A 23,647-nucleotide genomic window follows, 5' to 3' on the forward strand; every position below is an offset into this window, starting at 1 on the left:
GTCAGCCGACGCAGGCAGCCAGGGTGGCCAGCAACTGCTCGCGCGGAGCGCTGGTGATGTTCGGGCTGCCGAGGGGTTTGAGCAGGATGAACTTGATGGCGCCGCCTTCGTTCTTCTTGTCGACTTCCATCAATTCGAGCCAGCGCTCGGTACCCAGGTCGGGAGCGACGGTCGGCAGGCCGGCCGCGCCGACCAGTGCGCGCATGCGCGCCACGGTGGCCGCGTCGACCAGGCCGAGGCGGTGCGACAGGTCGGCCGCCATGACCATGCCGCAGCCGACCGCTTCGCCGTGCAGCCAGGCGCCGTAGCCCATGCCCGCTTCGATCGCGTGGCCGAAGGTGTGGCCGAAGTTGAGGATGGCGCGCAGGCCGCCCTCGCGTTCATCCTGGCGCACCACGTCGGCCTTGATTTCGCAGGAGCGCGAAATGGCGTGCGCCAGCGCCTGCTGGTCGCGCGCCATCAGCTTGCCGATGTTCGCTTCGATCCAGTCGAAAAATTCGGCGTCGATGATGGCGCCATGCTTGATCACTTCGGCAAGACCGGCCGACAGTTCGCGCGGCGCCAGCGTGCCGAGCGACGCGGTATCGGCCAGCACGGCGCGCGGCTGGTAAAAGGCGCCGATCATGTTCTTGCCGAGCGGGTGGTTGATGCCGGTCTTGCCGCCGACCGAGGAGTCGACCTGCGAGAGCAGGGTGGTCGGCATCTGGACGAAGGGCACGCCGCGCATGTAGCTGGCGGCGGCATACCCGGTCAGGTCGCCGATCACGCCGCCGCCGAGCGCCACCATGGTGGTCTTGCGGTCGCATTTGTTGGCCAGCAGGGCGTCGAAGATGGTCATCAGGCTGTCCCAGTTCTTGAACTGTTCGCCGTCGGGCAGGACGATTTCGAGCACATCGCGCCCGGCGGCGCGCAGCGGCGCGGCCACGCGTTCGAGGTACAGCGGGGCCACGGTGGTGTTGGTGACAATGGCGACCTTGCGGCCGGCGATATGCCGCTCAAGCAGCGACGGGTCGGACAGCAGGTCGGCGCCGATGGTGATCGGGTAGCTGCGTTCGCCCAGGTCGACGTTGAGGAAAATCCGGGATTGTTCGGTAATCGATGGTTGCGATGGTTGCAAGGTGTGCATTTGGGGCCCGCGCCCTGTTCTCGCGGCGGCTGGGCCGAGCGCGGACAGTTGCGTCAGAATAGTTTGGACCATCGATTGTACGTTAGGTCGGCCCGTGTCGATCACCAGATCGGCAATCTCGCGGTACAGCGGCTCGCGCTGGGCCGTCAATTCTTCGAGTTTCTTGCGGGGGTCGGCCGTCTGGAGCAGCGGCCGGCTTTTGTCGTGGGTGGTGCGCAGCATGATGCTGTTGACGCTGGCGCGCAGGTAAACCACGCGGCCACGTTGTTTCAGGAAGGCACGGCTGGCGGGGTCGAGCACGGCCCCGCCGCCGGTGGCGAGGACGAGTCCGTCCTGCGCCGTGAGGTCACGGATGACCTCGGCCTCACGGCGCCGAAAACTCGCCTCGCCTTCGATTTCGAAAATCCACGGGATCGTGGCGCCGGTGCGGGCCTCGATCTCGTGATCGGAATCGATAAAGCGTTTACCTAGCTTCCTGGCAAGGATGCGGCCAATGGTTGTCTTGCCCGCGCCCATCAACCCTACCAGGAAGATATTTTCCGATTTCAATTATGGCTTAGCAACCGATTTGAAGATTTTCGAGGAGAACGCATTGCCGCGTGGCGTGGTGGTCCGGATCGAGAATTCGCCATCGACGCAGGTACTGTCGGCCTTGACGTTCACCGTGTGCTGCGTGCCTCCGATGCGGCTGGTGGCAGGCACCTTGCTTGGCGAAATGGCGCCCGGAACAACCCGGTCGACGTCGCTGGACTCAAGCGACGTACCGCTTGGCAGCGGGTTGTTGTTGACGTCGGCGATGCGGAAATAGATGAACTGGTTGCCGCAATCTTTGCCGGAAAGTCCCACAACTTCATATTCCTTGCCGTCCGCCGCGGTCCAGTCGCGCAGCTCGCCGCTGGTCGCATCCACGATCTGGCGGGTAAAGGTCGGCGTTTCACCGCTGAAGACGATTTCGGTCTCGCGCCAGATATAGTTGATGCCCCACTGACCATTGCCTGCGGTGGAGTAGACGGTACGGTTGTAAGGGAACGGCAAATCGAAGCGCGGCACATCGTACTTGCCGTCGAGCGTGCCGACGTTACCCTTTGGGTTGCCAAGAACGACAGGTTCAGTACCGGTGTCGAGGAAAGGGTCGCCCTGGTCGGTGTACGGTTCGCCCGAGCCGGGTTTGCAGTAATCGACCAGCGGACGGTATGGCGTACCCGGTTCAACCGGTTGCACCTGATCGAAATTGGTGCAGCTGTACTGGCCGTCGCCATTGGTGTCGGTAAAGTTTTCCACGCCCTGGACATAGGCAAGCACCGTGACACGGCCATTTGTAGGGCGGAATGCCTGGCTCTTGAAGTCGACCGTGCAACCGCCGCCCTTGGTGCGGCAACCGCCTATTTCCGAGGCTGCAATCGCACCGCCCTCGGTCACCAGATTGACAGCCGTGTCGTCCGAAATCGGATTGCCGTACTGGTCGGCCAACATCACGGTCACTTTCGCGATCGCATTGTCATAGTTCCAGCCCTCGATATTGTAGCTGTCGGCGCTGAGCGACATCGATTTCTGGATCGGCAGGCCGGTCGAAATGATCAGGCTGTCCGACAGGCCATTGATGGTGGTGCCATTGCGCGATGCCTGGGCAACGATGCGCACCGGCGTTGGAATGGTGCCCGAGGCCACGGTGGTGGTGACGTTACCCTGGGCATCCGAGGTTGCCTTGGTTGGCTGCACGATCAGGCCGCCGGTGCTGGTGGTCGTCTTGAAGGTCACGTCCACGCCCGGCAGGCCGATGCTGTTCTGGTCGAGCACGCGGAAGGTCAGGATGGCCGATTCCTTACGGCCCAAGCCGCCCGAACCGCGCAGGACGATCGAGCTGCCGTTCAAGTCCGAACCGACGAACTGGATGGTGCCGATGTTAGCCTTGCCCACATTGATCTTGATGGTCTGGCTGCTGGTGCCGAGCGTGACGGTGATGGTGTCGGTAACGCGCAGGCAGCCTTTATTGGTGTAAGTGACCAGTTGCTTGCCGTCCGCCAGCGAGCCGAGCACCAGCGATGCGGTGCCGTCGCCGGCGCACAGGGAATTGACGGCCAGGCCAGGCACGCTGGTGGCGCCAACGCCGCCGGTGGTAACCGGAATGGTCAGCACGGCCGTACCGAAAGCCGGCAGGATGTCGGTCTGCTCAGGGGTGAACTTGACTTCGCCCAGGGTCAGCGGAGCGGCGCCCACTTCCAGGTTGACCCCCGCTTCCGCAGTCTTGCCGCTGGCGACCACGGTGGCGGCGATGTTGACCGCGCCGGCGGCGGTGACGCTGGCCGGCTTGACCGTGATGATCGCTATGCCCGACGCATTGGTCAGGGCGGTGGCCGATTCCGGTGTGAACTGGAGCAGCTTGTCGTCGGTCTTGAATTTGACGACCTCGTTGACGGCAACGCTACCGTTGGCATTGACCACGGTGGCCCGGACCTGGCCGGTCTGGCCGCCCGAGAGGGTGGTGATCGGGGCGCCGGCGGCATCGACCAGTTGCAGCGTCATCTTCGGCTCGGTCGGCACAGGCGTTACCGTGCCTGGCGGGGTAGTGCCCGGGTTGGTGGTGCCCGGGTTGGTGGTCGAGGTTTGCCCGCCCGGGGAGCCCCCGCCGCCGCCGCATGCGGCCAGGGCCGTGGCCATGGAGACGCAGGTCAGCAGGCGAACGGGGTTCGCGAAAGCGCGTTGTAAATAAGTCGGCAGCATGTTAAGTCCTGATTAAATGTATTCGGGTGTTAGCGCGTCGACAGACGGTCTGCGACGATTTTGGGGGTAATGAAGACCAGCAGTTCGGTCTTGTTGTTGGTACGCGAGGTTTTCTTGAACAGATGGCCCACGACCGGCAGGTCGCCCAGCAGCGGCACCTTCTGAACCTGGCTGCTTTCGGTTTGCTGGTAAATACCGCCCAGCACGACCGTGCCGCCATTTTCGACCATCACCTTGGTTTGCACGTGCTGGGTGTTGATCGCAAAGCCGGCCCTGGTTTCTTCGCCCTTGGAATCCTTGTTGACGTTCACTTCCAGCACGACGTTGCCGTCAGGCGTAATCTGCGGCGTCACTTCCAGACGCAGATTGGCTTTTTTCCACTCGATCGAGGTGGCGCCGCTGCTGGTCGACTTTTCGTACGGCAGTTCGACACCCTGTTCGATCACGGCAACGTTCTTGTCTTCCGTAACCACGCGTGGGCTGGAAATGATCTTGCCCTTGCCGTCCGCTTCGAGTGCCGACAGTTCCAGGTTCAGGAAGCGGTTGGCGGCAGCCGAGAACAGGCTGGCGGCCAGCGTGGCGGCCGGGTTGCCGCCGATACTGGCGGCCGGCAGGTTCAGCAGGGTGGTATTGTTAAAGCTATCCTCCGTGTTCACGGCCTGGCCGGTGGTCTGGCCGACGCCGAGCATGTTGCCGCCAATGGCGACACGCTCGTTGCCGCGGTACGCATAGCCGGAATCGCCGCCGCGCCGGGTACGCAGGTCGGCAAAGCCAATCTTGGCGCCCAGGTTGCGGCTGAAGCCGTCGCTGGCTTCGACCAGGCGCGCTTCGATCAGCACTTGCCTGGAAGCGACGTCGGTCTTCTGGATCAGCTTGCGCAAGTCTTCCAGTTTCGAGGCGATGTCGGTAATGAACAGCTGATTGGTACGCGGTTCGATCACGGCGCTGCCGCGCTTGGACAGGATGCGGGTGCGATTCGAATCGGAGTCGGGCATTGGCGAACCGTCGGCGTTAAGACCGAACACGGTGCGGAACGCTTCCGCCTTCTGGTAGTTGAGCTGGAAGATTTCCGATTTCAGCGGCTCGAGATCGGCGATCTGGGCGCGCTGTTCGAGTTCCAGCTTTTCCTTGGTCAGCAGCTCATCCTTCGGCGCAATCCACAGCACCGAACCGTTCTTGCGCATGTCCAGGCCCTTGGCCTGCAGCACGACGTCAAGCGCGTGATCCCATGGCACTTCCTTCAGGCGCAGGGTCAGGTTGCCGCTGACCGAATCGCTGGTGATGATGTTCAGGCCCGAGATGTCGGCGATCGCCTGCAGGGCGGCGCGCACTTCCACGTTCTGGAAGTTGAACGAAATCTTTTCGCCGCGGTAGCCCTGGGTGCCCTGGGTCAGCTTGTTCGGATCTTCCTTGATCGGCTTGACGTCGATGACCAGCTGGGTATCGCTCTGGTACACGGTCTGTTCCCACAGGCCGCGCGCTTCCACGGTCATGCGTACATTGTCGCCCTGCGGCACGGTGGTGATCTGCGACACCGGAGTGCCGAAATCGGTCACGTCGAGACGGCGGCGCAGGGTTTCCGGCAAGCCGGTTTTCATGAAATCGACCACCACCGTGTTGCCAACCTGGCGCACGTCGACGGCCACCTGGCTGTTCGGCAGGTCGACCACGACCCGGCCTTCACCGTTGGCGCCGCGGCGGAAGTCGAGGTCGCGCAGGACCTGGCGCTTGCCGGCCTGGTCCGACGCCAGCGGCGCGGAGGAAGAGGAAGCGCCGTTGAGCACCGGCTTGCCGACGCTGTCGACGGCTTGCGCCACGCCGCCGGAACCGTCGATGGTGACGATGATCGACTTGCCGTCGATGGCGGTGGCGTAATTCAGCGGACGCTTCAGGTTCAGCACCAGGCGCGTGCGGGTGCCGGCCTGGACCACGTTAATGCCGCGCACGTCGGCCAGGTTCACGTCCTGGGCCGTCTTGCCGGTGGCATTGACCGTGGCGCCGAAATCGAGGGCGATGCGGGTCGGATTGGTGATCGAAAAGCCGATCGGCAGTTTGGTCGGGGCGGTTTTCATCGCCACGTTCACCACCACATTCGAGCCCTGCTGGTTGGCCGTGATCGATTCGATCGCGTTGTCTTGCGCCAGGGCATTGTTACCGCCAAGGGCCAGAGCCAGTAATGCGCCCATGCGGATCACCGCGCCCATGAGGGCGGTGCCATTCATTCTCAGTGCGATCATTTCTTCTCCTTACTTTCCTGCAATTCTAGCTTGGTGGGCCGTTCGATCCATTCGCCACCGGCGTCCTGGACGGTTTCCTTGATACTGATTGCTTCATCGTTCACGCCGGTGATGATGCCGAAATTCTGGCCCACCCGGTCGCCTGGCTTGACGTGGTACATGGTCTTGTCGATCTGTACCAGCGCATAGGTGACGCCTTTCGATTTCATGCTGCCCACCATCGACATGGTGTCGAGCGGGAAGGCCTCGAGCGGCTCCTTGCGGCGCGATTCGTCCGGCTTGAGCGGATTGTTGGCCCCGTTGGCGGCCCGCGCCAGCTCGGCCAGCAGCTTGTTCGGGTCGTACGGGTCGATTTCTCCGGCGGTGCTGTAGGCAAACGGGACGAAGGTTTTCGGTTCGGTCAGCGGCGGGACATCGACCTTGGTTTCCTTCTTGGTCTGCTCCATCCATGCATTGACTTCCTGGACATCGCTGTCGCCGCAGCCGGCCAGCAGGCCCGCGCAGATCAGCAGCGCGAGGCTGTTACGTGTGCAGTTCATTTACGCGGCCCCTTTGCCATCTTTGGCCTTCTTGTCGCGGTCAGCCTTGATCTTGCGCTGCGCGTTCGCTTCTTCGGGGTCGAGGTAGCGGAACGTCTTGGCGACCGCTTCGAGCACCAGGCCGCCATCCTTGTTGGTGGTCAGGGCCATATTGTTGAGCGTTACGATGCGCGGCAGGTTGGCCATGTCGCTGGCGAAGGCGCCAATGTCATGGTACGTGCCGGACACCCGGATATCGATCGGCAGTTCGGCGTAGTAATCGCGCACCACCACCTGGCCCGGCTTGAACAGGTCGAACGACAGGCCGCGGCCGACGCCGGCCTGGTTGATGTCCGACAGCAGGGCCGCCATTTCAGCCTTGCTCGGCAATTGCTTCTGCAGGCGCTCCACATACTGGTCCACCTGCGCCTTCTGGACGATCAGGGCCTCGAGGTTGATCGCCTGGGCGACCTTGGTCTTGTACTCGCCCTGCAGGCTCAGCTCGGTGGCGGCGAGCTGGTCGTACTCCTCGAACTGGGTGCTCCAGTACAGAAAGTGGCCGGCCGTGACGACCGCCGCAATGACGCCGATGCCGCACAGGATGCGCGGAGCGATCGGCCATTGTCCGGGCGGGCGGTCCCCCAGGTTCTGGAACTGGGAGCTGAGCGAGCCACCCAGCGATTTCAGGTCTATATTCATTCTCTCAATCCGTTCTGGCTAGGGGGCCGCGGTCGCGGGAACCGGTGAGCCGGGGGCGGCAGCAGTGGCGCCGGCGGCCGGTTTCTGGCCCGGCTTGAGCGCTTCATCCTTCTCGCGCTGACGCTTGATGTACAGGTTCAGCGAAAACTCGACGACTTTCTTGCCGGTTTTACTCTGCGCCAGTTGCACCGCGCGTACCTCGGTCAGGTCGGGACGCTCGAGCCATGGCGAATTGCCGGCGATATTGCGCAGCAATTCGGCAACCCGTTCCTGCGACTGGGCGAAGCCGCCCACGGTGACGCGCTGGCCATCCTGCTTGAACGACTTGAGGTAGACGCCCTGCGGAGTCTGCCTGACCAGTTCGTCGAGCAGATAGACCGGCTGGTTGCGGTCGCCCTGCAAGTCTTCGACCGCCTGCTGGCGTGCCTTGAGCGCTTCGATTTCCTGTTTCAGGGCGGCGATTTCGACAATTTTCTTGTCGAGTTCGACGATAGCCGATTTCAGCACGCCATTGCGTTCCTCCTGAATCGAGATGCGGCGCGCGTTGTAACCGCCGACCGCCATCACGACCAGCACGCCGATCACGGCCGACAAGGCCATCAGGGCGACGAAGGCGCTCTTCTTTTGCTTGCGCTTTTCTTCCCGGTGGGGAAGCAGGTTAATTCTGATCATCAGCCAAACCTCCGCAGGGCCAGCCCGCAGGCAACAAGGTAGGCGGGGGCCTCAGTGCGCAGTTGCTGCTCGCGCACGGACGGGCCCAGCGACATGCCTTTGAAAGGCGATACCACCGCGCTGGAAATTTTGGTACGGCTCGCCACGATGTCGAGCAAGCCCGGAATGAGCGCGCAGCCGCCGGCCAGGAACAGTTGATCGATCCGGGTGTAGGGCGTGGAGGTGTAGAAGAACTGGATCGCGCGGGTCACTTCGAGGGCGGCATTTTCGAGGAACGGGGCGAGCAGGTCGGCCTGGAAGTTGTCGGGCAGGTCGCCCGCTTTCTTCTTGGCGTCGGCTTCGTCGAACGACAGGCCGTACGAGCGCACGATATCCTGGGTCAGCTGGTTGCCGCCGAACGGTTGCTCGCGCTCGTAAATGGTTTCGCCGTTGAGCATGACCGAAATATGGGTGACCTGGGCGCCGATCTGGAACAGCGCCACGATCTGGCCTTCGGAACCCTTCATCTGCGACGTCACGCGTTCGAGCGCGGCGCGTGCCGCATACGATTCGATATCCATCACCACCGCGGTCAGGCCGGCCGCTTCGGCAATCGCCACGCGGTCCTCGACCTTTTCCTTGCGCGAGGCGGCCAGCATGACGTCGATGTCGTCGACCGAATTGGCAGCCGGTCCGATCACGTCGAAGTCGAGGCTGACCTCGTCGAGCGCGAAAGGAATGTACTGGCTCGCTTCGGACTCCACCTGCACTTCGAGCTGGTCTTCGGACATGCCGGCCGGCAGGATGATCTTTTTCGTGATCACCGAGGCCGGCGGCATGCCGAGCGCAACGAGCTTGACGCGGGTACCGCTTTTCTTCCAGACGCGGCGCACCGCCTCCGATACCTGCTCGATATTTTCGATGTTTCCGTCGACGACCGCACCACGCGGGAACGGTTCGGACGCGTAGCGTTCGAGACGCAGCTCGTTTTTGCCGACCACGACCAGCTCAACCAGCCGGACGCCGGACGTGCTGATGTCCAGGCCGAGCAGAGGCGGGCTGGATTGACCGAACAAGGAACCTAAATTGACCATCAAGACCGTACTCCCTTACCTACCTATAATCAATGCTTACGCTGCAAAACGGGCCTTGCAGAACCAAAAATGAAAGTGCCCGACGCGGGGAATTTGTTACAAAACCGCCATTTAGCATCCATACATAAGGCAGTACATTAAATCGTAGCAATAAGCGTGATCCCATGTAAAGGTATTTCTGTTTTGAAATTTTATGCCTGTGGGCTGGAATGCGACACTCTGTGAACTATGGGTCATCACAGTTGTTCGGCGGTCACAAATGTTCCGAAAGGCAAGTAGTTGGCGATGTGCCGTAGCGAGTGGCGGTGCATTATAATGAGGGGCACCCATAAAGCGAAAGATTCGACCCGCATGAGCTCTTCCAAGCCGGACGCCAGCCCCACTTCCCCGTCGCGCCCTGCCCGCGCGCGCTCGCCCAAGCGACTGTTGTTAATTGTCCTCGGCAGCCTGACCGGCACGGCCCTGATCGGCTTGCTGGTCGTGGTGTTCGCGCTGGCCATGGCCTACCCGAATCTGCCCCCGCTCGACACGCTGACCGACTACCGCCCGAAGATGCCCTTGCGGATTTTTTCGGCCGATAATGTGCTGATCGGCGAGTTCGGCGAAGAACGGCGCAACCTGGTGCACATCAAGGATATTCCCGAGGTCATGAAGAAGGCGGTGCTGGCGATCGAAGACGACCGCTTCTACCAGCACGGCGGGGTCGACTACACCGGCATCCTGCGCGCGGCCTTGCACAACGCCACCGGCGGCGCCAAGCAGGGCGCCTCGACCATCACCCAGCAGGTGGCGCGCAATTTCTTCCTGTCGAGCGAGCAGACGCTCAAGCGCAAGGCGTATGAAGTGCTGCTGGCCTGGAAGATCGAGCAAAACCTGACCAAGGACCAGATCCTCGAGGTCTACATGAACCAGATCTACCTGGGCCAGCGCGCCTACGGCTTCGCTTCGGCGGCCCAGATCTACTTCGGCAAGAACCTGAAAGACATCACCGTGGCCGAGGCCGCGATGCTGGCCGGCTTGCCGAAGGCGCCGTCGGCCTACAACCCGGTGGTCAACCCCAAGCGCGCGCGCACGCGCCAGCAATACATCCTGCAGCGCATGCACATGCTGGGCTACATCACCACGCCCCAGTTCGACACCGCCAAGGCCGAGACGCTGCGCATCAAGACCGACAGCAGCGAATTCGGCGTGCACGCCGAATACGTGGCCGAAATGGCGCGCCAGCTGGTGTACGAACAGTTCAAGGAAGAAACCTATACGCGCGGCCTGAACGTGTTTACCACCATCACCAAGGCCGACCAGGATGCGGCTTACCTGGCCCTGCGCCGCGGCGTGATGGAGTACGAGCGGCGCCACCCTTACCGCGGCCCGGAATCGTATATCGAGATCCCGCAAGCGAAGGAAGAAGCCGATGAAGCGATCGAAAACGCACTGGCCGAGCACCCCGACAGCGACGACATCATCGCCGCCATGGTGCTGCAGGCGTCGCCCACCGGCATCACCGCCGTGACGGCCTCGGGCGAGGAAGTCAAGATCAGCGGTACCGGCCTGGCATTCGCCCAGAACTGGCTCTCGAGCAAGGCCGCGGCCAACCGGCGCGTCAAGCGCGGTGCGGTGATCCGCATCAGCCAGGATGGCGGGACGGCCTGGTCGGTCACGCAGATGCCGGAAGTGCAGTCGGCCTTCGTGGCGGCCGACGCCACCGATGGCGCGATCCGCGCGCTGGTGGGCGGCTTCGACTACAACCGCAACAAGTTCAATCACGTCACGCAAGCCTGGCGCCAGCCCGGTTCCTCGTTCAAGCCGTTCATCTACTCGGCCTCGCTCGAACGCGGCCTGTCGCCGGCGACCATCATCAACGATGCCCCGATCTCGTTCGACGCCGGCCAGACCGGCGGCCAGGCGTGGGAACCGAAAAATTACGACAACAAGTACGAAGGGCCGATGACCATGCGGCGCGGGCTGACCAAGTCGAAGAACATGATTTCGATCCGCATCCTCAACAAGATCGGCGCCAAGTACGGCCAGGAATACACGACCCGCTTCGGCTTCGAGCCCGAGAAGAACCCGCCCTACCTGACCCTGGCGCTCGGTGCGGGCTCGACCACGCCGCTGCAGCTGGCCGGCGCCTACGCCGTGTTCGCCAACGGCGGTTTCCGGGTCAGCCCCTACCTGATCTCGAAGGTCACCGACAGCAGCGGCAAGATCCTGTCGCAAGCGACGCCCGACAAGTCGGGCGACGAAGCGAACCGGGTGATCGATGCGCGCAATGCCTTCCTGGTCGACAGCATGCTCAAGGATGTGGTGCGCTTCGGCACGGCCACCAAGGCCCTGTCGCTCAAGCGCACCGACATTTCCGGCAAGACCGGCACCACCAACGACTCGATCGATGCCTGGTTCGCCGGCTACACCCCGAAACTGGTGGGGGTTGCGTGGATCGGCTACGACCAGCCGAAAAACCTGGGCAACAAGGAAACCGGCGGCGGGCTGGCCCTGCCGATCTGGATCGGCTACATGCAAAAGGCGCTCAAGGGCGTGCCGAACGACGAGCGGGCGGTGCCCGAGGGGCTGGTGATGGCGGGCGACGACTATTACTATGTCGAGAATCCGCCCGGCACGGGAGTGCAGAGCCTCGACATCGGCGCGCGCGGCACGCCGGCCGAGGAAAAGGTCAAGGACGCGGTCAAGAACGAATTGTTCTGACGCAGGCAAGATAAACCGGGGTCAGACCCCGGCCGGCATTGTGGAACCGGGGTCAGACCCCGGCAAGATAAACCGGGGTCAGACCCCAACCGGCAACACCGGGGTCTGACCCCGGTTTATCTTGCCGTCAGAGCGTGACGCGGGCGCCGCCCTGGGCGCTGGCCAGGTCCGACAGCGCGGCGAACAGTTCGCTGCCGTCGCGCGTGTTGATCCAGGCGCCGTCGACGCGCTTGTAGTGGAAGCCGCCCGATTTGGCCGCCACCCACAGTTCCTGCATCGGCGCCTGGCTGTTGACGATGATCTTGCTGCCGTTGTCGATGAACTCGATCTCCAGCACGTTGCCGCTGCGCTTGCACTCGACATCGATGACATCCTCGTCGTTCAGCCGGTCCATCGCCTCTTCGATCTTGTTCAGGGTCGTTTCGGCCAGGTCCAAAAATTCTTTTTCGCTCATGCTACACTCCAAGGTCTGCCAATCAAACCGTGATTCTAATCGTGAAGTCTTCATCTGCGCTCAATATCGGCATCGCCGCCGTGGTCTTTGGCTTGCTGGCAGGCTGCGGCCAGACCGGTCCGCTATACCTGCCCAAGCCGCCCGCCAAGCCCGCCGTACCCGCCAACCCAGCCGCCGCTCTGCCGACCACGCCGCCCCCACCCTCTTCTCCCGCTGCCCAATAAACCATGCCGCATTTCTTTCACCTGGACGGCGTCCTGCACGCCGAACGCACCCCCCTGTCCCGCATCGCTGAACAGTTCGGCACGCCGACCTATGTGTATTCAAAAGCGGCGCTGCTGGAGAATTTCGACGCCTTCGCCGCCGCCTGCGCCGGGCGCGATGCGCTGGTCTGCTATGCGATGAAAGCCAATTCCAACCTGGCCATCCTCGACCTGCTGGCGCGCCGCGGCGCCGGCTTCGACATCGTCTCGGGCGGCGAACTGCTGCGCGTGATCGCCGCCGGCGGCGATCCGGCCAAGGTGATTTTTTCGGGCGTCGGCAAGACCGCCTGCGAAATGCGCCTGGCGCTGTCGCACGATATCCTGTGCTTTAACGTCGAATCGATTCCCGAGCTGCACCGCTTGAACGAGGTGGCCGGCGCCATGGGCAAGCAGGCGCGCGTATCGCTGCGCGTGAATCCGAACGTGGATGCCAAGACCCATCCGTACATCGCCACCGGCCTGAAAGCGAACAAATTCGGCGTGGCCTTCGACGACGCGCTGGCCACCTACCGCACTGCCGCCAGCCTGCCGCACCTGACCCCGGTCGGGATCGATTGCCACATCGGCTCGCAGCTGCTGGACGACGCCCCCCTGCTCGAAGCGCTCGACAAGCTGATCGAACTGGTCGACGCGCTCGGCGCCGAAGGCATCGTGCTCGACCATCTGGACATGGGCGGCGGCATCGGCATCAACTACGGCGCCGCGGGCGACGCGCCGCCGGTGCCGGTGGGCGACTACCTGGGACGCGTGTTCGCGCGCATCGATGCCTGGCGCGCGGCGCACTACGGCGGCGCCCCGATCAAGGTGATTTTCGAGCCGGGCCGCGCCATCGTGGGCGATACCGGCGTGCTGCTGACCCGCGTCGAATTCCTGAAACCGGGCGCCGAAAAGAATTTCTGCATTGTCGACGCGGCCATGAACGACCTGATGCGCCCGGCCCTGTACCAGGCCTGGATGGATGTGCAGCAAGTGCAGGCGGGCACGCAGCCGGCCGTGAGCTACGACGTGGTCGGCCCCGTGTGCGAGTCGGGCGACTGGCTGGCGCGCGAGCGCGAACTGAGCGTGGCGCAGGGCGACTTGCTGGCCATCATGCAGGCCGGCGCCTACGGTTTTACGATGTCGTCGAACTACAACACGCGCGGCCGCGCCGCCGAGGTGATGGTCGACGGCGACACGGTGCACCTGGTGCGCCGGCGCGAAGAACCAGCCGAGCTGTTCGCACTGGAATCGATGCTCAAGTAAGCCAGGACGCGGTGCGCTCAGGCGGGCGCCGCGTCATCGCCGAATAGCTCCGGCAAGCTGGGCGAGTCGATACTGCGCCCGATCCAGCCTTCCAGTTCTGCCTGCGTGGCTCGCTCGATACGTTGCGCAGTCAGTTCCGGGACGTCGCCGAACCTGACGCGCAACAGACTTTTGAGCGCACCACGCAGTGCAATGACCTGTCCTTCCGCCTGTCCTTTCGCTATGCCTTCCGCGACGCCTTCTGCCTTACCTTGCGCGCACCCCTTTTGAAAGCCGAGCTCCTCGAACTCCTCGGCCCAGGTGTCAAGCTTACCTTTCATGTCATCACCCTCCTCCACACTGTCAGCCACCAACAATGCCCGTTCGCTGGCTCCGCGCGCCAGCAGAGCGTTGATCCACACCTGAACCGAGCGCCGCAGGCTGGACTGGGGCGCATCGGCAAACCACGTCGTCAGCGCAGGCAAGACCTGGTATAAGACATCGGGACCGGCTGAAAGTTCAAGCCGGAACAGCAGCGCCAGCAAGCTGGCATTCGCTTCCAGCGCCGTCCGGTCCATGCGCTGCTGGTCGATCAGCACATAGCGCTGGGATGGCTGGAGCGCCGCCAGCTCGGCGGGCGCTTGCATGAGGAGCCCGGCCAGCTCCATGCTGGCGCTCCAGCGCGGCAAGCCGTTGTAGAACACCAGCGGCAGCACCGGCGGCAACAGCAGGCCCGGCGATAATTCGTGGCCCTTGACCAGATCCTGGTACAGCAGGCCGATGTAGGTCTGCATGCGCAGCGCCATCCAGCGGTCCACGCCGGACTGGCATTCCAGGAGGATGTACACGTAAAGAAACTCGTCGCCCAGCCGCACGCGCCAGACGACGTCATCCTGGCGGGCCGACAGGCGTTCGCTCACATACGCCGGATTGACCCGCTCGAAGGCCGACAGCGCAACGTCATCGAGCAGCTTGAAGGAAGTAAAGTCCGTGATCAGTTCGCGCACCAGTTCCGGGTGGGCGAACAGCGAACGGTATCCGAGGTCGTGAGGGGCGTGAGGGGCGGGCATGGGGCATTGTAGCGAGCGCCCCTGCCCTGCATTTGCGCTGGCTCAGGCGCGCGCGGCGGCGGCCTTCTGGCGGCTCCATACTATCCGCAGCCCCAGCAGCACGGCCACGATGGCGCCGACAATCAGCGGCTCGGTGAAGTTGTTCTTGCCGGCTTTCATCCACCAGAAATGCAGGATCGCCAGCGGCGCGATCAGGTAGATGAGCCGGTGCAGCCACTGCCAGCGCTTGCCGCCGAGGCGCTTGATCATGCCGTTGGTGCTGGTCACGGCCAGCGGAATGAGCAGCACGAAGGCGATGAAGCCGACCGTGATGAAGGGCCGCTTGATGACGTCCCGGAACATTTCCGCCAGATCGAAAAAATGGTCGAACCAGAGGAAGGTGAGGAAATGCAGGCAGCCGTAGAAAAAGGTGAACAGCCCCGCCATGCGGCGCAGCCTGACCAGCCAGTTCCAGCCCGTCAGGCGCCGCAGGGGCGTGAGCGCCAGGGTGATGCACAGCATGTACAGCACCCAGTCGCCGGTGCCGCGCGTAATGAATTCGAGCGGCTCGACCAGCTGCCCGCTGACAGTCAGGTACGCCATGCGCGCCAGCGGCACCAGCGCCAGTGCGAACAGCGCGGCCTTGATGGCAAATAACTGCCTGGAACCGGGATTGAAGGCCATCGTGCTTAGAAATTTTTCTTCAGGTCAAGGCCACTGTACAGGGACGCCACGTCGCCATAGCCGTTAAACATGAGCGTCTTGCGTTTTTTCTGGAAGAAGCCGTCTTCGCCGATGCGGCGCTCGCTGGCCTGCGACCAGCGCGGGTGGTCGACCTCGGGATTGACGTTGGAATAAAAGCCGTACTCGGACGGCGCCGATACATTCCACGCGGTGCGCGGCTGGTCCTTGACGAAGCGGATCTTGACGATCGACTTGGCCGACTTGAAACCGTATTTCCAGGGCACCACCAGACGCACCGGGGCGCCGTTCTGGTTCGGCAAGGTCTGCCCGTACATGCCCAGGGTCAGCAAGGTCAGCGGATGATTGGCTTCATCGATGCGCAAGCCCTCCACGTACGGCCAGTTGAGCACGCGGCTGCTCACGCCCGGCATCTGCGCCTTGTCGGCCAGGGTGACGAATTCGACGTATTTGGCGTTGCCGGTCGGCTCGACTTTCTTGATCAGCTCGGAGAGCGAATAGCCGACCCACGGAATCACCATCGACCAGCCTTCCACGCAGCGCAGCCGGTAGATGCGCTCTTCCAGCGGCGCCAGCTTGAGCAGCGCATCGAGGTCGAGCGTCATCGGCTTTTTGACTTCGCCTTCGATCGTTACCGTCCAGGGACGCGTCTTGAGCGTATGCGCGTTCTGGGCCGGATCGGACTTGTCGAGGCCGAATTCGTAGAAGTTGTTGTAGGTCGACGCATCCTTGAACGGGGTCTGCTTGTCGAGCGCGGCGTAGGCCGGATTGAGCTTGCCGACCAGCTTTTGCGCCGGCGCGGCCGCCGCGAACGCTTCGCGGTTGGCCATTTCCCACAAGGCGCCGCCGGCGACGGCGCCGGCCGCCATCCGGGCGATGAAACGGCGGCGCGATTCGTAGACCGCCTGCGGCGTGATGTCGGATGAAAACGGCAGGTCGATACCGTTGGGGCTACGTTTGATCAGCATGGGCGTCTTTCGGCAAAATCAGATGGTTTCAGCTTGGTTCCTGCAAGGATGTCCAACCTTACACCATCTCGCCGTTTTCAGCCCGCCCTACTTGAGCAATTAAAGTTTGCCATAAGAATGCAAGCCGGACAGGAACATATTCACGCCCAGGAAGGCGAAGGTCGTCACCAAGAGGCCGATCAGGGCCCACCAGGCCGCCACGCGGCCGCGCAGGCCGGTCATGAGGCGCATGTGCAGCCAGGCCGCGTAATTGAGCCAGACGATCAGGGCCCAGGTTTCCTTCGGGTCCCACGACCAGTAGCCGCCCCAGGCTTCGGCCGCCCACAGGGCGCCCAGGATGGTGGCGACCGTGAAGAAGGCGAAACCGACCGAGATCGCCTTGTACATGATGTCGTCGAGCACTTCCAGCGCCGGCAGGCGGTCTTCCAGGTAGCCATGCGACTTGATCAGGTAAGCCGAACCGACCATGGCCGCCAGCGCAAAGGTGCCGTAGCCGATGAAGTTGGCCGGCACGTGGATTTTCATCCACCAGCTCTGCAGGGCCGGCACCAGCGGCTGGATGTCGGCGGCATCGCGCGAGCCTGCGTACCACAGCAGGAAGCCGACCGCGGCACCGATGATCAGCATCACGAAGGCGCCCAGCTGGCGCGTGGCGTAATGTTGTTCGTAGTACAGATAAAACATGGCCGTGATCATCGAAAACAGGATGAACACTTCATACAGGTTCGAGACCGGAATATGGCCGACGTCGGCGCCGATCAGGTACGACTCGTACCAGCGCACCATCATGCCGGTCCAGCCGAGTACCACGGCGGCCCAGCACAGCTTGGAGCCGACCGAGGAACCGAAGTTCGAGCGGCTGAGCAGGCCGACCCAGTAGAACACGGTGGAAAACAGGAACAGCGCGCTCATCCACAAGATGGCGGACTGGCTCGACAGCATGTATTTCAGGAAGAAATTCTTGTTCGCTGCCTCGAGAGAGCCGTCGTACAGGCCGATGGCCGCGAAGGCCAGCAAGGCCACCACCGGAATGAGCCAGCGTACCGGTTTCCAGTGCCAGCCGAGGGCGGCAAAGGTGGGCGCGGTCAGGACCAGGATCACCTTTTCATAGATATCCATATAGGCGCCGTAGCGGTTCAGCGCGAACAGGGCCGCGCCCATCAGCACGGCGGCGAAGGCCCAGTCGAACAGGTCGAGACGCTTGAAATAGCCGGGGGCCTGGCGGTAGGTCTGCGCTTGCGATGCTTGTGCTGCTTGTGCTGCTTGGGATGCTTCCATCTTGTTCTCCAGTACTGCTGACACTGTTGGTACAGCTTACGCCAACTGCGGCAGCTTGGCTTTCAGATCGTTAAATTCGTGCTCGAAATCAAGCGTCTTGCGCTGCGTGCTCATCGCCATCAGCGCGTGCGCCGGGCCGCCATCGGCGCCGTCGCGCACCCAGATCCACAGGCGCCGCTCGCGGATGTAGAACATGGCGAACACGCCCAGCACCAGGAACACGCAGCCGAGATAGACCACGGCCTTGCCCGGCGAGCGCGTCACCTGCAGCACCGATGCCTTGACCTCGACGAATTCGTCGAGCTGCAGATACACGGGGGCGCCGTAGAAGAAGCTGTCGGACAGGGCGTTGGTGGCCAGTTGCAGGAAGCGCGCATGGGTGTCGTCGCCGGCCATCGGCGGCAGGCCATCCTTGTCGCGCGCGGCCTGCCACAGTTCCCAGAGGGTGCCGTTGAGGATCTTCATGAAGATATCGGCGGCCTTTTCCTGCTCGGCGGCGGGAATTTTTTCCAGGAAGCGCGACACCGCCACGTAACCGCCCTGCTTGCCGTCGCCGGCGAAGATGGACAGGCTCTTCGAGGATGAATCCTGCAGCTGGCGCGCCAGCGTGGCCGCCGGGGTGTTGCTGGCGGCCGGCATGGCACGGCGCGCATAGCGTTCGGCGGCCAGCTCGCGCAGGGCCGGATCGGCCAGGGCGGCGCGCAGGCGCATCCATTCCTTGACCGTGTGCGCTTCGTCGGACGGAATGCGCAGGTAGCTGAACGGATCGTTGGGCGAGGCGCGCACGCCCGCCAGGAACACTTCGGCGCCATCGACCGTCACCGGCTGCATGTAGTTCTGGTATTCGCGGGCCTGGCCGGTCTTGTCGCGCAGCTTGTACTGCACGCTCGGACCGACGTTCTTCAAGTCCTTGTTATTGGCGTTCTTGCCGGCCGAACCCGAAAACTTCGACAGCGTCGCGGCGAACTCCTGGTTCAGGCTCTGGCCCTTGGTCACCGCGCGCACATCCTGGTTGCCGGCCGTGTTTTCGACGTTGAACGGCCGGAAACCGCTCCACTCGACCGTGTATTGCTCGCCGCCGCGCGTCAGCGGCGTGGAAGCGTTCACTTCGCCATCCATGGCGAAGGAGGCGGTGTCGGTGCCGCTCATCGGGTAGCCCAGCATCTTGAGCTTGGTGCCGCCATCTTCGAAGCTCGACTGGTACACCGCCACCCCCTTGTAGATCAGCGGTTCATTGACCTTGATCGTGGCCGGGAAGGTCTTGCCGGTTTCGTGGTCGCGGATCACGACTTCGCTGGCGAACAGCTTGGGCATGCCGGTCGAATAAAAATCGATGATGAAGCGCTTGAGCTCGATCGTGAACGGCAGCGGCTGCAGCAGCGAGCCGTCCGGACGTGGAATGATGGCGATATCGCTCGACTGGCCTTCGGGGATGAGGGTATTGCCGCGGTAAGTCGGGTTGCTCAGGCTCAGGCGGTTCTCGGCGGGAATCTGCGAAATCAGGCCGCCACCCACGAAGGGCTTCTTGCCCAGGAACCATTCCTGGAACTGGATCGGAATGTCCGAATCGAGCATGCCGCCGACCAGGATGATGATGATCGAGCTGTGCGCGAAGATATAGCCGAACTTGTTGGCCGCGCCCTTCCTGGCCGCGACCAGGGTGCCCTTATCCTTTTCCACGATCTTGGTCGCATAGCCGGCGTCGGCCAGGCGCGCGGCGCTCTGGCGGGCAAGCTCGGCGCGCGAGAGCGGCGCGCTCCATTCGGTCTTGTGGTGAAAGTTGCGCAGCGACGTTTCGCGCACGTTTTCACGCCAGCTGCGCATGTCCTTGATCATTTTCGGCGCGTTGCGCACGATGCACAGCGAGGTCGAGATGATCAGGAACACCAGGATCAGCAGGAACCACCAGGCCGAATACACCGCGTACAGGCCGAGCTTGTTGAACACATCGAACCAGAACGGACCGAACTGGTTGACGTAATTAGGCATGGGCTGGTTTTGCGTCAGGACCGTACCGATCATCGAGGCAATCGCGATGATGGTGAGCATGCTGATGGCAAAGCGCATCGACGAGACCAGCTCGACGGCCTCGTCCAGGATGGGGCGGCGCGTGTTCAGAACAATTCCGGTGGTGCTCATTCTCTACAGATCCCTATGTGCAGGCACGACATAACCCGCGAGGATACCAACAAAAAGGGCAGCCCGCTTGCGCGCCGCCGCCCTCTGATTTCTTTGGCAGGCCCGCGCCTGGCGGCGCGCTGCCGGTACCGCTTATTTCAAGCCGGCGATGTAATCGGCGACGGCTTCCATTTCCTTGGTCGACATGCGCTGCGCCAGGGTGGTCATCTGGACGCTGTTTTCGCGCTTGCCTTCCTTGAAAGCTTGCAACTGCAAGACCGTGTAGGCCTGGTGCTGGCCGGCCAGGCGCGGGAATTGCGCCGGGATGCCGTTGCCGTTGGCGCCGTGGCAGCTGGCGCAGGCGGCCACGCCGGTGGCAGGAATGCCGCCGCGATAGATTTGCTTGCCCAGCAGGATGGTGTCCTTGTTCTTGGCAGCGCCCGGTTTTGGTTTCTGGACCGCGAGATAGGCCGCGATGTTTTTCTTTTCGTCTTCCGACAGCATCTTGGCGTACATGGTCATCACGGCCTGCTTGCGCTTGGGCGTGGTGAAATCGATCAGTTGCTTGTGGGTATAAGCGTCGAACTGGCCGGCCAGCTTGGGATTGTCGGCGATGGTCGAATTGCCGGCCGCACCGTGGCAGGAGACGCAGGCGGGCAAGCCGCGCGCGGCATCGCCGTTGTCGTACAGGGTCGCGCCTTTGGCGGCGTCGGCCTTGGCTGGGGCGGGTGCATGCTCGGCAGCGGACACGAGGCCCGATACGGCAAAGGTAGCCACCAGCAAGGATTTCACAAACGCCGCTCCGGCGGCCGGTAAAAACGCACGATTCATTCAAACACCCTGAGACAAGTCGAAAATTGGTTTTGTTGAGAAATTCCGGACCAAACCTGCGCCGGAAATTCGGTTCTAATGTAGTGCAAACGATCTTGTGTGCTCGCCATGGCTTTTGCGTGACAACAATTCGTAACCCCTTATTGTACAATAGCTTTCTCGCGTTATCGCCCCTCTTGTTGCATTTTCTGCCCATCCCATGTCCAAACTCTGGCAAGCCCGTTTCTTCACGACCGTCAACCAACTGCGCGATCTGCCCAATACGCAGGCACCGGAAATCGCCTTCGCCGGGCGTTCCAACGCAGGGAAGTCGACCGCCATTAACATTCTGACAAATCAGAAAGGCCTCGCGTTCGCATCCAAAACGCCGGGCCGCACCCAGCACATCAATTATTTTTCGATCGGTGGCGCCCACGTCGGGCAACACCGCAAGGATGCCACCATCGTCGAGGAAATCGAGGCGCTGCTGGTCGACTTGCCCGGCTACGGCTATGCCGAAGTGTCCGGTTCGGCCAAGCTGCACTGGCAAAAGCTGCTGGGCGACTACGTCCAGCGCCGCGACCAGCTCGCCGCACTGGTGCTGATCATGGATTCGCGCCGTCCGTTCACCGAACTGGACGTGCAGATGCTCGAATGGTTCGCCCCGACCGGCAAACCGATCCACTGCATCCTGACCAAGGCCGACAAGCTCAACCGCAACGAATCGACGAATGCCTTGCGCCAGGCGCGCATGATGCTCGAAAGCTATGTCGACGAGGATGGCGAAGGCTTCCCGTTCACGGTGCAACTGTTCTCGGCGCTCAAGCGCGTCGGCATCGAGGAAGCCAACGACAAGATCATCGACCTGCTGGGCCTGACGCCGATCGAGACCGATCCCGACACGCCGCTGGTCGACCCGGTCGACAGCGACGACTAAGTGTGTTGATTACCTGATTTTTTGTTCACTCGGAAAACAACGATGTCCACCATTCCAGTGCAGTTCCCCGCCACGCGCATGCGCCGCATGCGGCGCGACCCGTTTTCACGCGCCATGGTTCGCGAAAACACGATCACCTCGTCCGACCTGATTTATCCGGTCTTCATCGTCGATGGCGCCAACCAGCGCCAGCCGATCTCGGCGATGCCGGGCATCGAGCGTCTCTCGGTCGACCTGCTGCTGCAGGTGGCCGAGGAATGCGTCAGCCTCGGCATTCCGGTGCTGGCCCTGTTTCCGTCGATCGATGCATCCCTGAAAACCGCCGACGGGATCGAAGCGATCAATCCGGACGGCCTGATTCCGCGCGCCGTGCGTGCACTGAAGGCGCGCTTTCCGGAACTGGGCGTGCTGACCGACATCGCGCTCGACCCGTACACCAGCCATGGCCAGGATGGCCTGATCGACGATAAGGGCTACGTGCTCAACGACGAAACCACCGCCATGCTGATCCGCCAGGCCCTGTGCCACGCGCAGGCCGGGGTGGACGTGGTCGCGCCGTCGGACATGATGGACGGGCGCATCGGCGCGCTGCGCCAGGCGTTCGAGGAACAGGGTTACATCCACACCCGTATCATGGCGTATTCGGCCAAGTATGCGTCGGCCTTCTACGGCCCGTTCCGCGAGGCGGTCAGCTCGGCGGCATCGCTCGGCAAGAGCGACAAGTTCACCTACCAGATGGACCCGGCCAACGGCGACGAAGCGCTGCGCGAAGTGGCGCTCGACATCGCCGAGGGCGCCGACATGGTCATGGTCAAGCCGGGCATGCCCTACCTGGACATCGTGCGCCGCGTGAAGGAAGAGTTTCGCGTGCCGACCTTTGCCTACCAGGTCAGCGGCGAGTACGCGATGATCAAGGCGGCCGTGCAGAACGGCTGGCTGGACCATGACAAGGTGATGATGGAAGCGATGATGGCGTTCAAGCGCGCCGGCGCCGATGGCGTGCTGACGTATTTCGCGCTCGATATCGCACGCCTGCTCAAGGCGCGCGCGTAGCGATCGCACTCGACTGCGCCGGATTGACGGCGGAGCACACGGAAAGGGGCGCCGCGGCGCCCCTTTTTCATGCGGCCTTAGCGCCCGCGCCGCGTTTCCGGGAACATTTCCTTGTACAGGAAGTCGCTCAGCTCCGCCGTATCCTCCACCCGCGCGCTCATCTTGACCACGCGCTGCAGGCGGTGCGAATCCCACTCGAAATCGCCGGTCTTTTCCTTGCGGATAATCTCGATCATCTTCTTGATCACGGCCGTCTCGATATCCTTCTCGTTGCCCAGCTCGACCGTGACTTCCTGCAGCCAGCGCCGCTTGAAGCTCGGGTTCCAGCCGCGGAACTTGACGGTGGCGCTCATCGAGCTTTTCCTCACCTCGAACACGCCGCCCGTATCGTTGCGGTCGTCGCCCTGGCTGCGGCCGTTGGCGGCCGCGATATTCGCCTTGGCGACGCGCATGCCGCGTTCGGCCGCGCTTTCCTCGGCCGGCTCGCTCTCGGTCTGCCCGCGCGCGCGCCGCCGCGCTTCGATGGCGGCCGCCATGTCGGTCTCGGGCGCCACCGCGGCCGGACGCACCGGCTTGGGCGGCTCGGGAACGTCGACTTCCCTGGCCGGCTTTTCATTGGGGATGGTAATCGTGTTCGGCAAGCGCCGCACCTTGGCCACGGTCGGCTTGTCGGGCCGGGCCTGGGTGGTCGGCCTGGGCGTGACTGTCGGCCGCTCCCTGGGCTGGGGCTTGGACTGCGGCAGCGGCATGACGTACACCATGTCCGCGCCCGACGGCGGCGGCGGCGCCTTTTTCTCGTCCTGGGGCTTGAGCACCCACAGCAGCACCAGCAGCAAGTGCAACAGCACCGTGACGGCGATCCCGACCGAATTGAAGCGCTTGATCTCGTAACTGGGCACCGCGTAACCGGGCAAGGGCTGACCGCAATGCTCGCAGTAGCCGGTGTTTTCGGTCGAATGGTGGGAATGGTCACGCAAAATAGAAACAACTTTCCAGGGACGGCGTCAACGAAATGCGGCACAGGTGCCGAAGTCTATACGTTTTG

20 protein-coding genes are annotated in these 23,647 nt (G+C 62.9%); 5 read left to right on the top strand and 15 right to left on the bottom strand.

The genetic code is table 11. The features are described from left to right. Position 1 precedes the first annotated feature (1 nt). From aroKB to RBA41_RS15215, 7 genes are read right to left on the bottom strand one after another with little or no spacing between them, the layout of a single operon-like run. Positions 2–1,642, bottom strand: coding sequence for a bifunctional shikimate kinase/3-dehydroquinate synthase AroKB (gene aroKB / locus RBA41_RS15185; RefSeq protein WP_374709556.1), 1,641 nt, complete (start codon positions 1,640–1,642; stop codon positions 2–4). A gap of 33 nt (positions 1,643–1,675) precedes the next feature. Next, positions 1,676–3,847 carry an Ig-like domain-containing protein gene (locus RBA41_RS15190; RefSeq protein ID WP_306624902.1) on the bottom strand — a complete coding sequence of 724 codons (2,172 nt, stop codon included), beginning with the start codon at positions 3,845–3,847 and terminating at the stop codon, positions 1,676–1,678. A 29-nt stretch (positions 3,848–3,876) separates the two neighbouring features. Beyond that, positions 3,877–6,084, bottom strand: coding sequence for a type IV pilus secretin PilQ (locus RBA41_RS15195; RefSeq protein ID WP_374709553.1), 2,208 nt, complete (start codon positions 6,082–6,084; stop codon positions 3,877–3,879). Continuing rightward, on the bottom strand, positions 6,081–6,623 hold the full coding sequence (locus tag RBA41_RS15200) for a pilus assembly protein PilP (protein WP_306624903.1): 543 nt from the start codon (positions 6,621–6,623) through the stop codon (positions 6,081–6,083). Before RBA41_RS15200 ends, RBA41_RS15195 begins: the two co-directional genes overlap by 4 nt. Continuing rightward, entirely contained in the window at positions 6,624–7,301 is a 678-nt protein-coding gene (locus tag RBA41_RS15205; RefSeq protein ID WP_306624905.1) for a type IV pilus inner membrane component PilO, read from the bottom strand. It lies immediately after the preceding gene. Between the two features lie 18 nt (positions 7,302–7,319). Continuing rightward, positions 7,320–7,973, bottom strand: coding sequence for a PilN domain-containing protein (locus tag RBA41_RS15210; protein WP_306624907.1), 654 nt, complete (start codon positions 7,971–7,973; stop codon positions 7,320–7,322). Further along, the gene (locus RBA41_RS15215; RefSeq protein WP_099873863.1) at positions 7,973–9,046 is read right to left on the bottom strand and encodes a pilus assembly protein PilM; all 1,074 of its coding nucleotides are present in this window, start codon (positions 9,044–9,046) and stop codon (positions 7,973–7,975) included. The genes RBA41_RS15210 and RBA41_RS15215 overlap by 1 nt, the downstream gene beginning before the upstream one ends. 351 nt (positions 9,047–9,397) lie before the next feature. Between RBA41_RS15215 and RBA41_RS15220 the strand changes: the two genes are divergently transcribed. Further along, entirely contained in the window at positions 9,398–11,749 is a 2,352-nt protein-coding gene (locus RBA41_RS15220; protein WP_306624908.1) for a penicillin-binding protein 1A, read from the top strand. Between the two features lie 127 nt (positions 11,750–11,876). Here RBA41_RS15220 and cyaY read toward each other — a convergent pair whose 3' ends face one another. Continuing rightward, positions 11,877–12,203 (bottom strand): iron donor protein CyaY, encoded by a 327-nt coding sequence (gene cyaY / locus RBA41_RS15225; RefSeq protein ID WP_306624910.1) that lies wholly within the window; start codon positions 12,201–12,203, stop codon positions 11,877–11,879. Between the two features lie 41 nt (positions 12,204–12,244). Between cyaY and lptM the strand changes: the two genes are divergently transcribed. Together lptM and lysA are read left to right on the top strand one after the other, a co-directional pair. Beyond that, positions 12,245–12,427 (top strand): LPS translocon maturation chaperone LptM, encoded by a 183-nt coding sequence (lptM, locus tag RBA41_RS15230; RefSeq protein ID WP_306624911.1) that lies wholly within the window; start codon positions 12,245–12,247, stop codon positions 12,425–12,427. 3 nt (positions 12,428–12,430) lie between these two features. After that, positions 12,431–13,708 (top strand): diaminopimelate decarboxylase, encoded by a 1,278-nt coding sequence (gene lysA / locus RBA41_RS15235; RefSeq protein ID WP_306624912.1) that lies wholly within the window; start codon positions 12,431–12,433, stop codon positions 13,706–13,708. A 17-nt stretch (positions 13,709–13,725) separates the two neighbouring features. Here lysA and RBA41_RS15240 read toward each other — a convergent pair whose 3' ends face one another. The 6 genes from RBA41_RS15240 to RBA41_RS15265 all read right to left on the bottom strand — a co-directional run bounded on the left by RBA41_RS15240 (position 13,726) and on the right by RBA41_RS15265 (position 20,633). Further along, positions 13,726–14,757, bottom strand: coding sequence for an Rpn family recombination-promoting nuclease/putative transposase (locus tag RBA41_RS15240; protein ID WP_306624913.1), 1,032 nt, complete (start codon positions 14,755–14,757; stop codon positions 13,726–13,728). A gap of 42 nt (positions 14,758–14,799) precedes the next feature. After that, on the bottom strand, positions 14,800–15,420 hold the full coding sequence (gene msrQ, locus RBA41_RS15245) for a protein-methionine-sulfoxide reductase heme-binding subunit MsrQ (protein WP_306624915.1): 621 nt from the start codon (positions 15,418–15,420) through the stop codon (positions 14,800–14,802). Positions 15,421–15,425: 5 nt separating this feature from the next. After that, positions 15,426–16,406 (bottom strand): protein-methionine-sulfoxide reductase catalytic subunit MsrP, encoded by a 981-nt coding sequence (gene msrP, locus RBA41_RS15250; RefSeq protein ID WP_306624916.1) that lies wholly within the window; start codon positions 16,404–16,406, stop codon positions 15,426–15,428. Between the two features lie 99 nt (positions 16,407–16,505). Further along, complete coding sequence (ccsB, locus tag RBA41_RS15255; RefSeq protein WP_306624917.1) at positions 16,506–17,684, bottom strand: c-type cytochrome biogenesis protein CcsB; 1,179 nt, start codon at positions 17,682–17,684, stop codon at positions 16,506–16,508. 36 nt (positions 17,685–17,720) lie between these two features. Continuing rightward, positions 17,721–19,823 carry a cytochrome c biogenesis protein ResB gene (locus RBA41_RS15260; protein WP_306624918.1) on the bottom strand — a complete coding sequence of 701 codons (2,103 nt, stop codon included), beginning with the start codon at positions 19,821–19,823 and terminating at the stop codon, positions 17,721–17,723. Between the two features lie 132 nt (positions 19,824–19,955). Continuing rightward, entirely contained in the window at positions 19,956–20,633 is a 678-nt protein-coding gene (locus tag RBA41_RS15265) for a c-type cytochrome (protein WP_306624920.1), read from the bottom strand. A gap of 199 nt (positions 20,634–20,832) precedes the next feature. Between RBA41_RS15265 and yihA the strand changes: the two genes are divergently transcribed. Together yihA and hemB are read left to right on the top strand one after the other, a co-directional pair. Then, on the top strand, positions 20,833–21,549 hold the full coding sequence (gene yihA / locus RBA41_RS15270; protein ID WP_099873853.1) for a ribosome biogenesis GTP-binding protein YihA/YsxC: 717 nt from the start codon (positions 20,833–20,835) through the stop codon (positions 21,547–21,549). A gap of 42 nt (positions 21,550–21,591) precedes the next feature. Beyond that, entirely contained in the window at positions 21,592–22,602 is a 1,011-nt protein-coding gene (hemB, locus tag RBA41_RS15275) for a porphobilinogen synthase (protein WP_306624921.1), read from the top strand. Positions 22,603–22,679: 77 nt separating this feature from the next. Here the strand turns inward: hemB and RBA41_RS15280 are convergent, their stop codons facing one another. Then, entirely contained in the window at positions 22,680–23,579 is a 900-nt protein-coding gene (locus RBA41_RS15280) for a hypothetical protein (RefSeq protein WP_306624922.1), read from the bottom strand. Positions 23,580–23,647: the final 68 nt, after the last annotated feature.

The organism is Massilia scottii (assembly GCF_030846495.1).
GTDB lineage: Bacteria > Pseudomonadota > Gammaproteobacteria > Burkholderiales > Burkholderiaceae_D > Telluria_A > Telluria_A violaceinigra.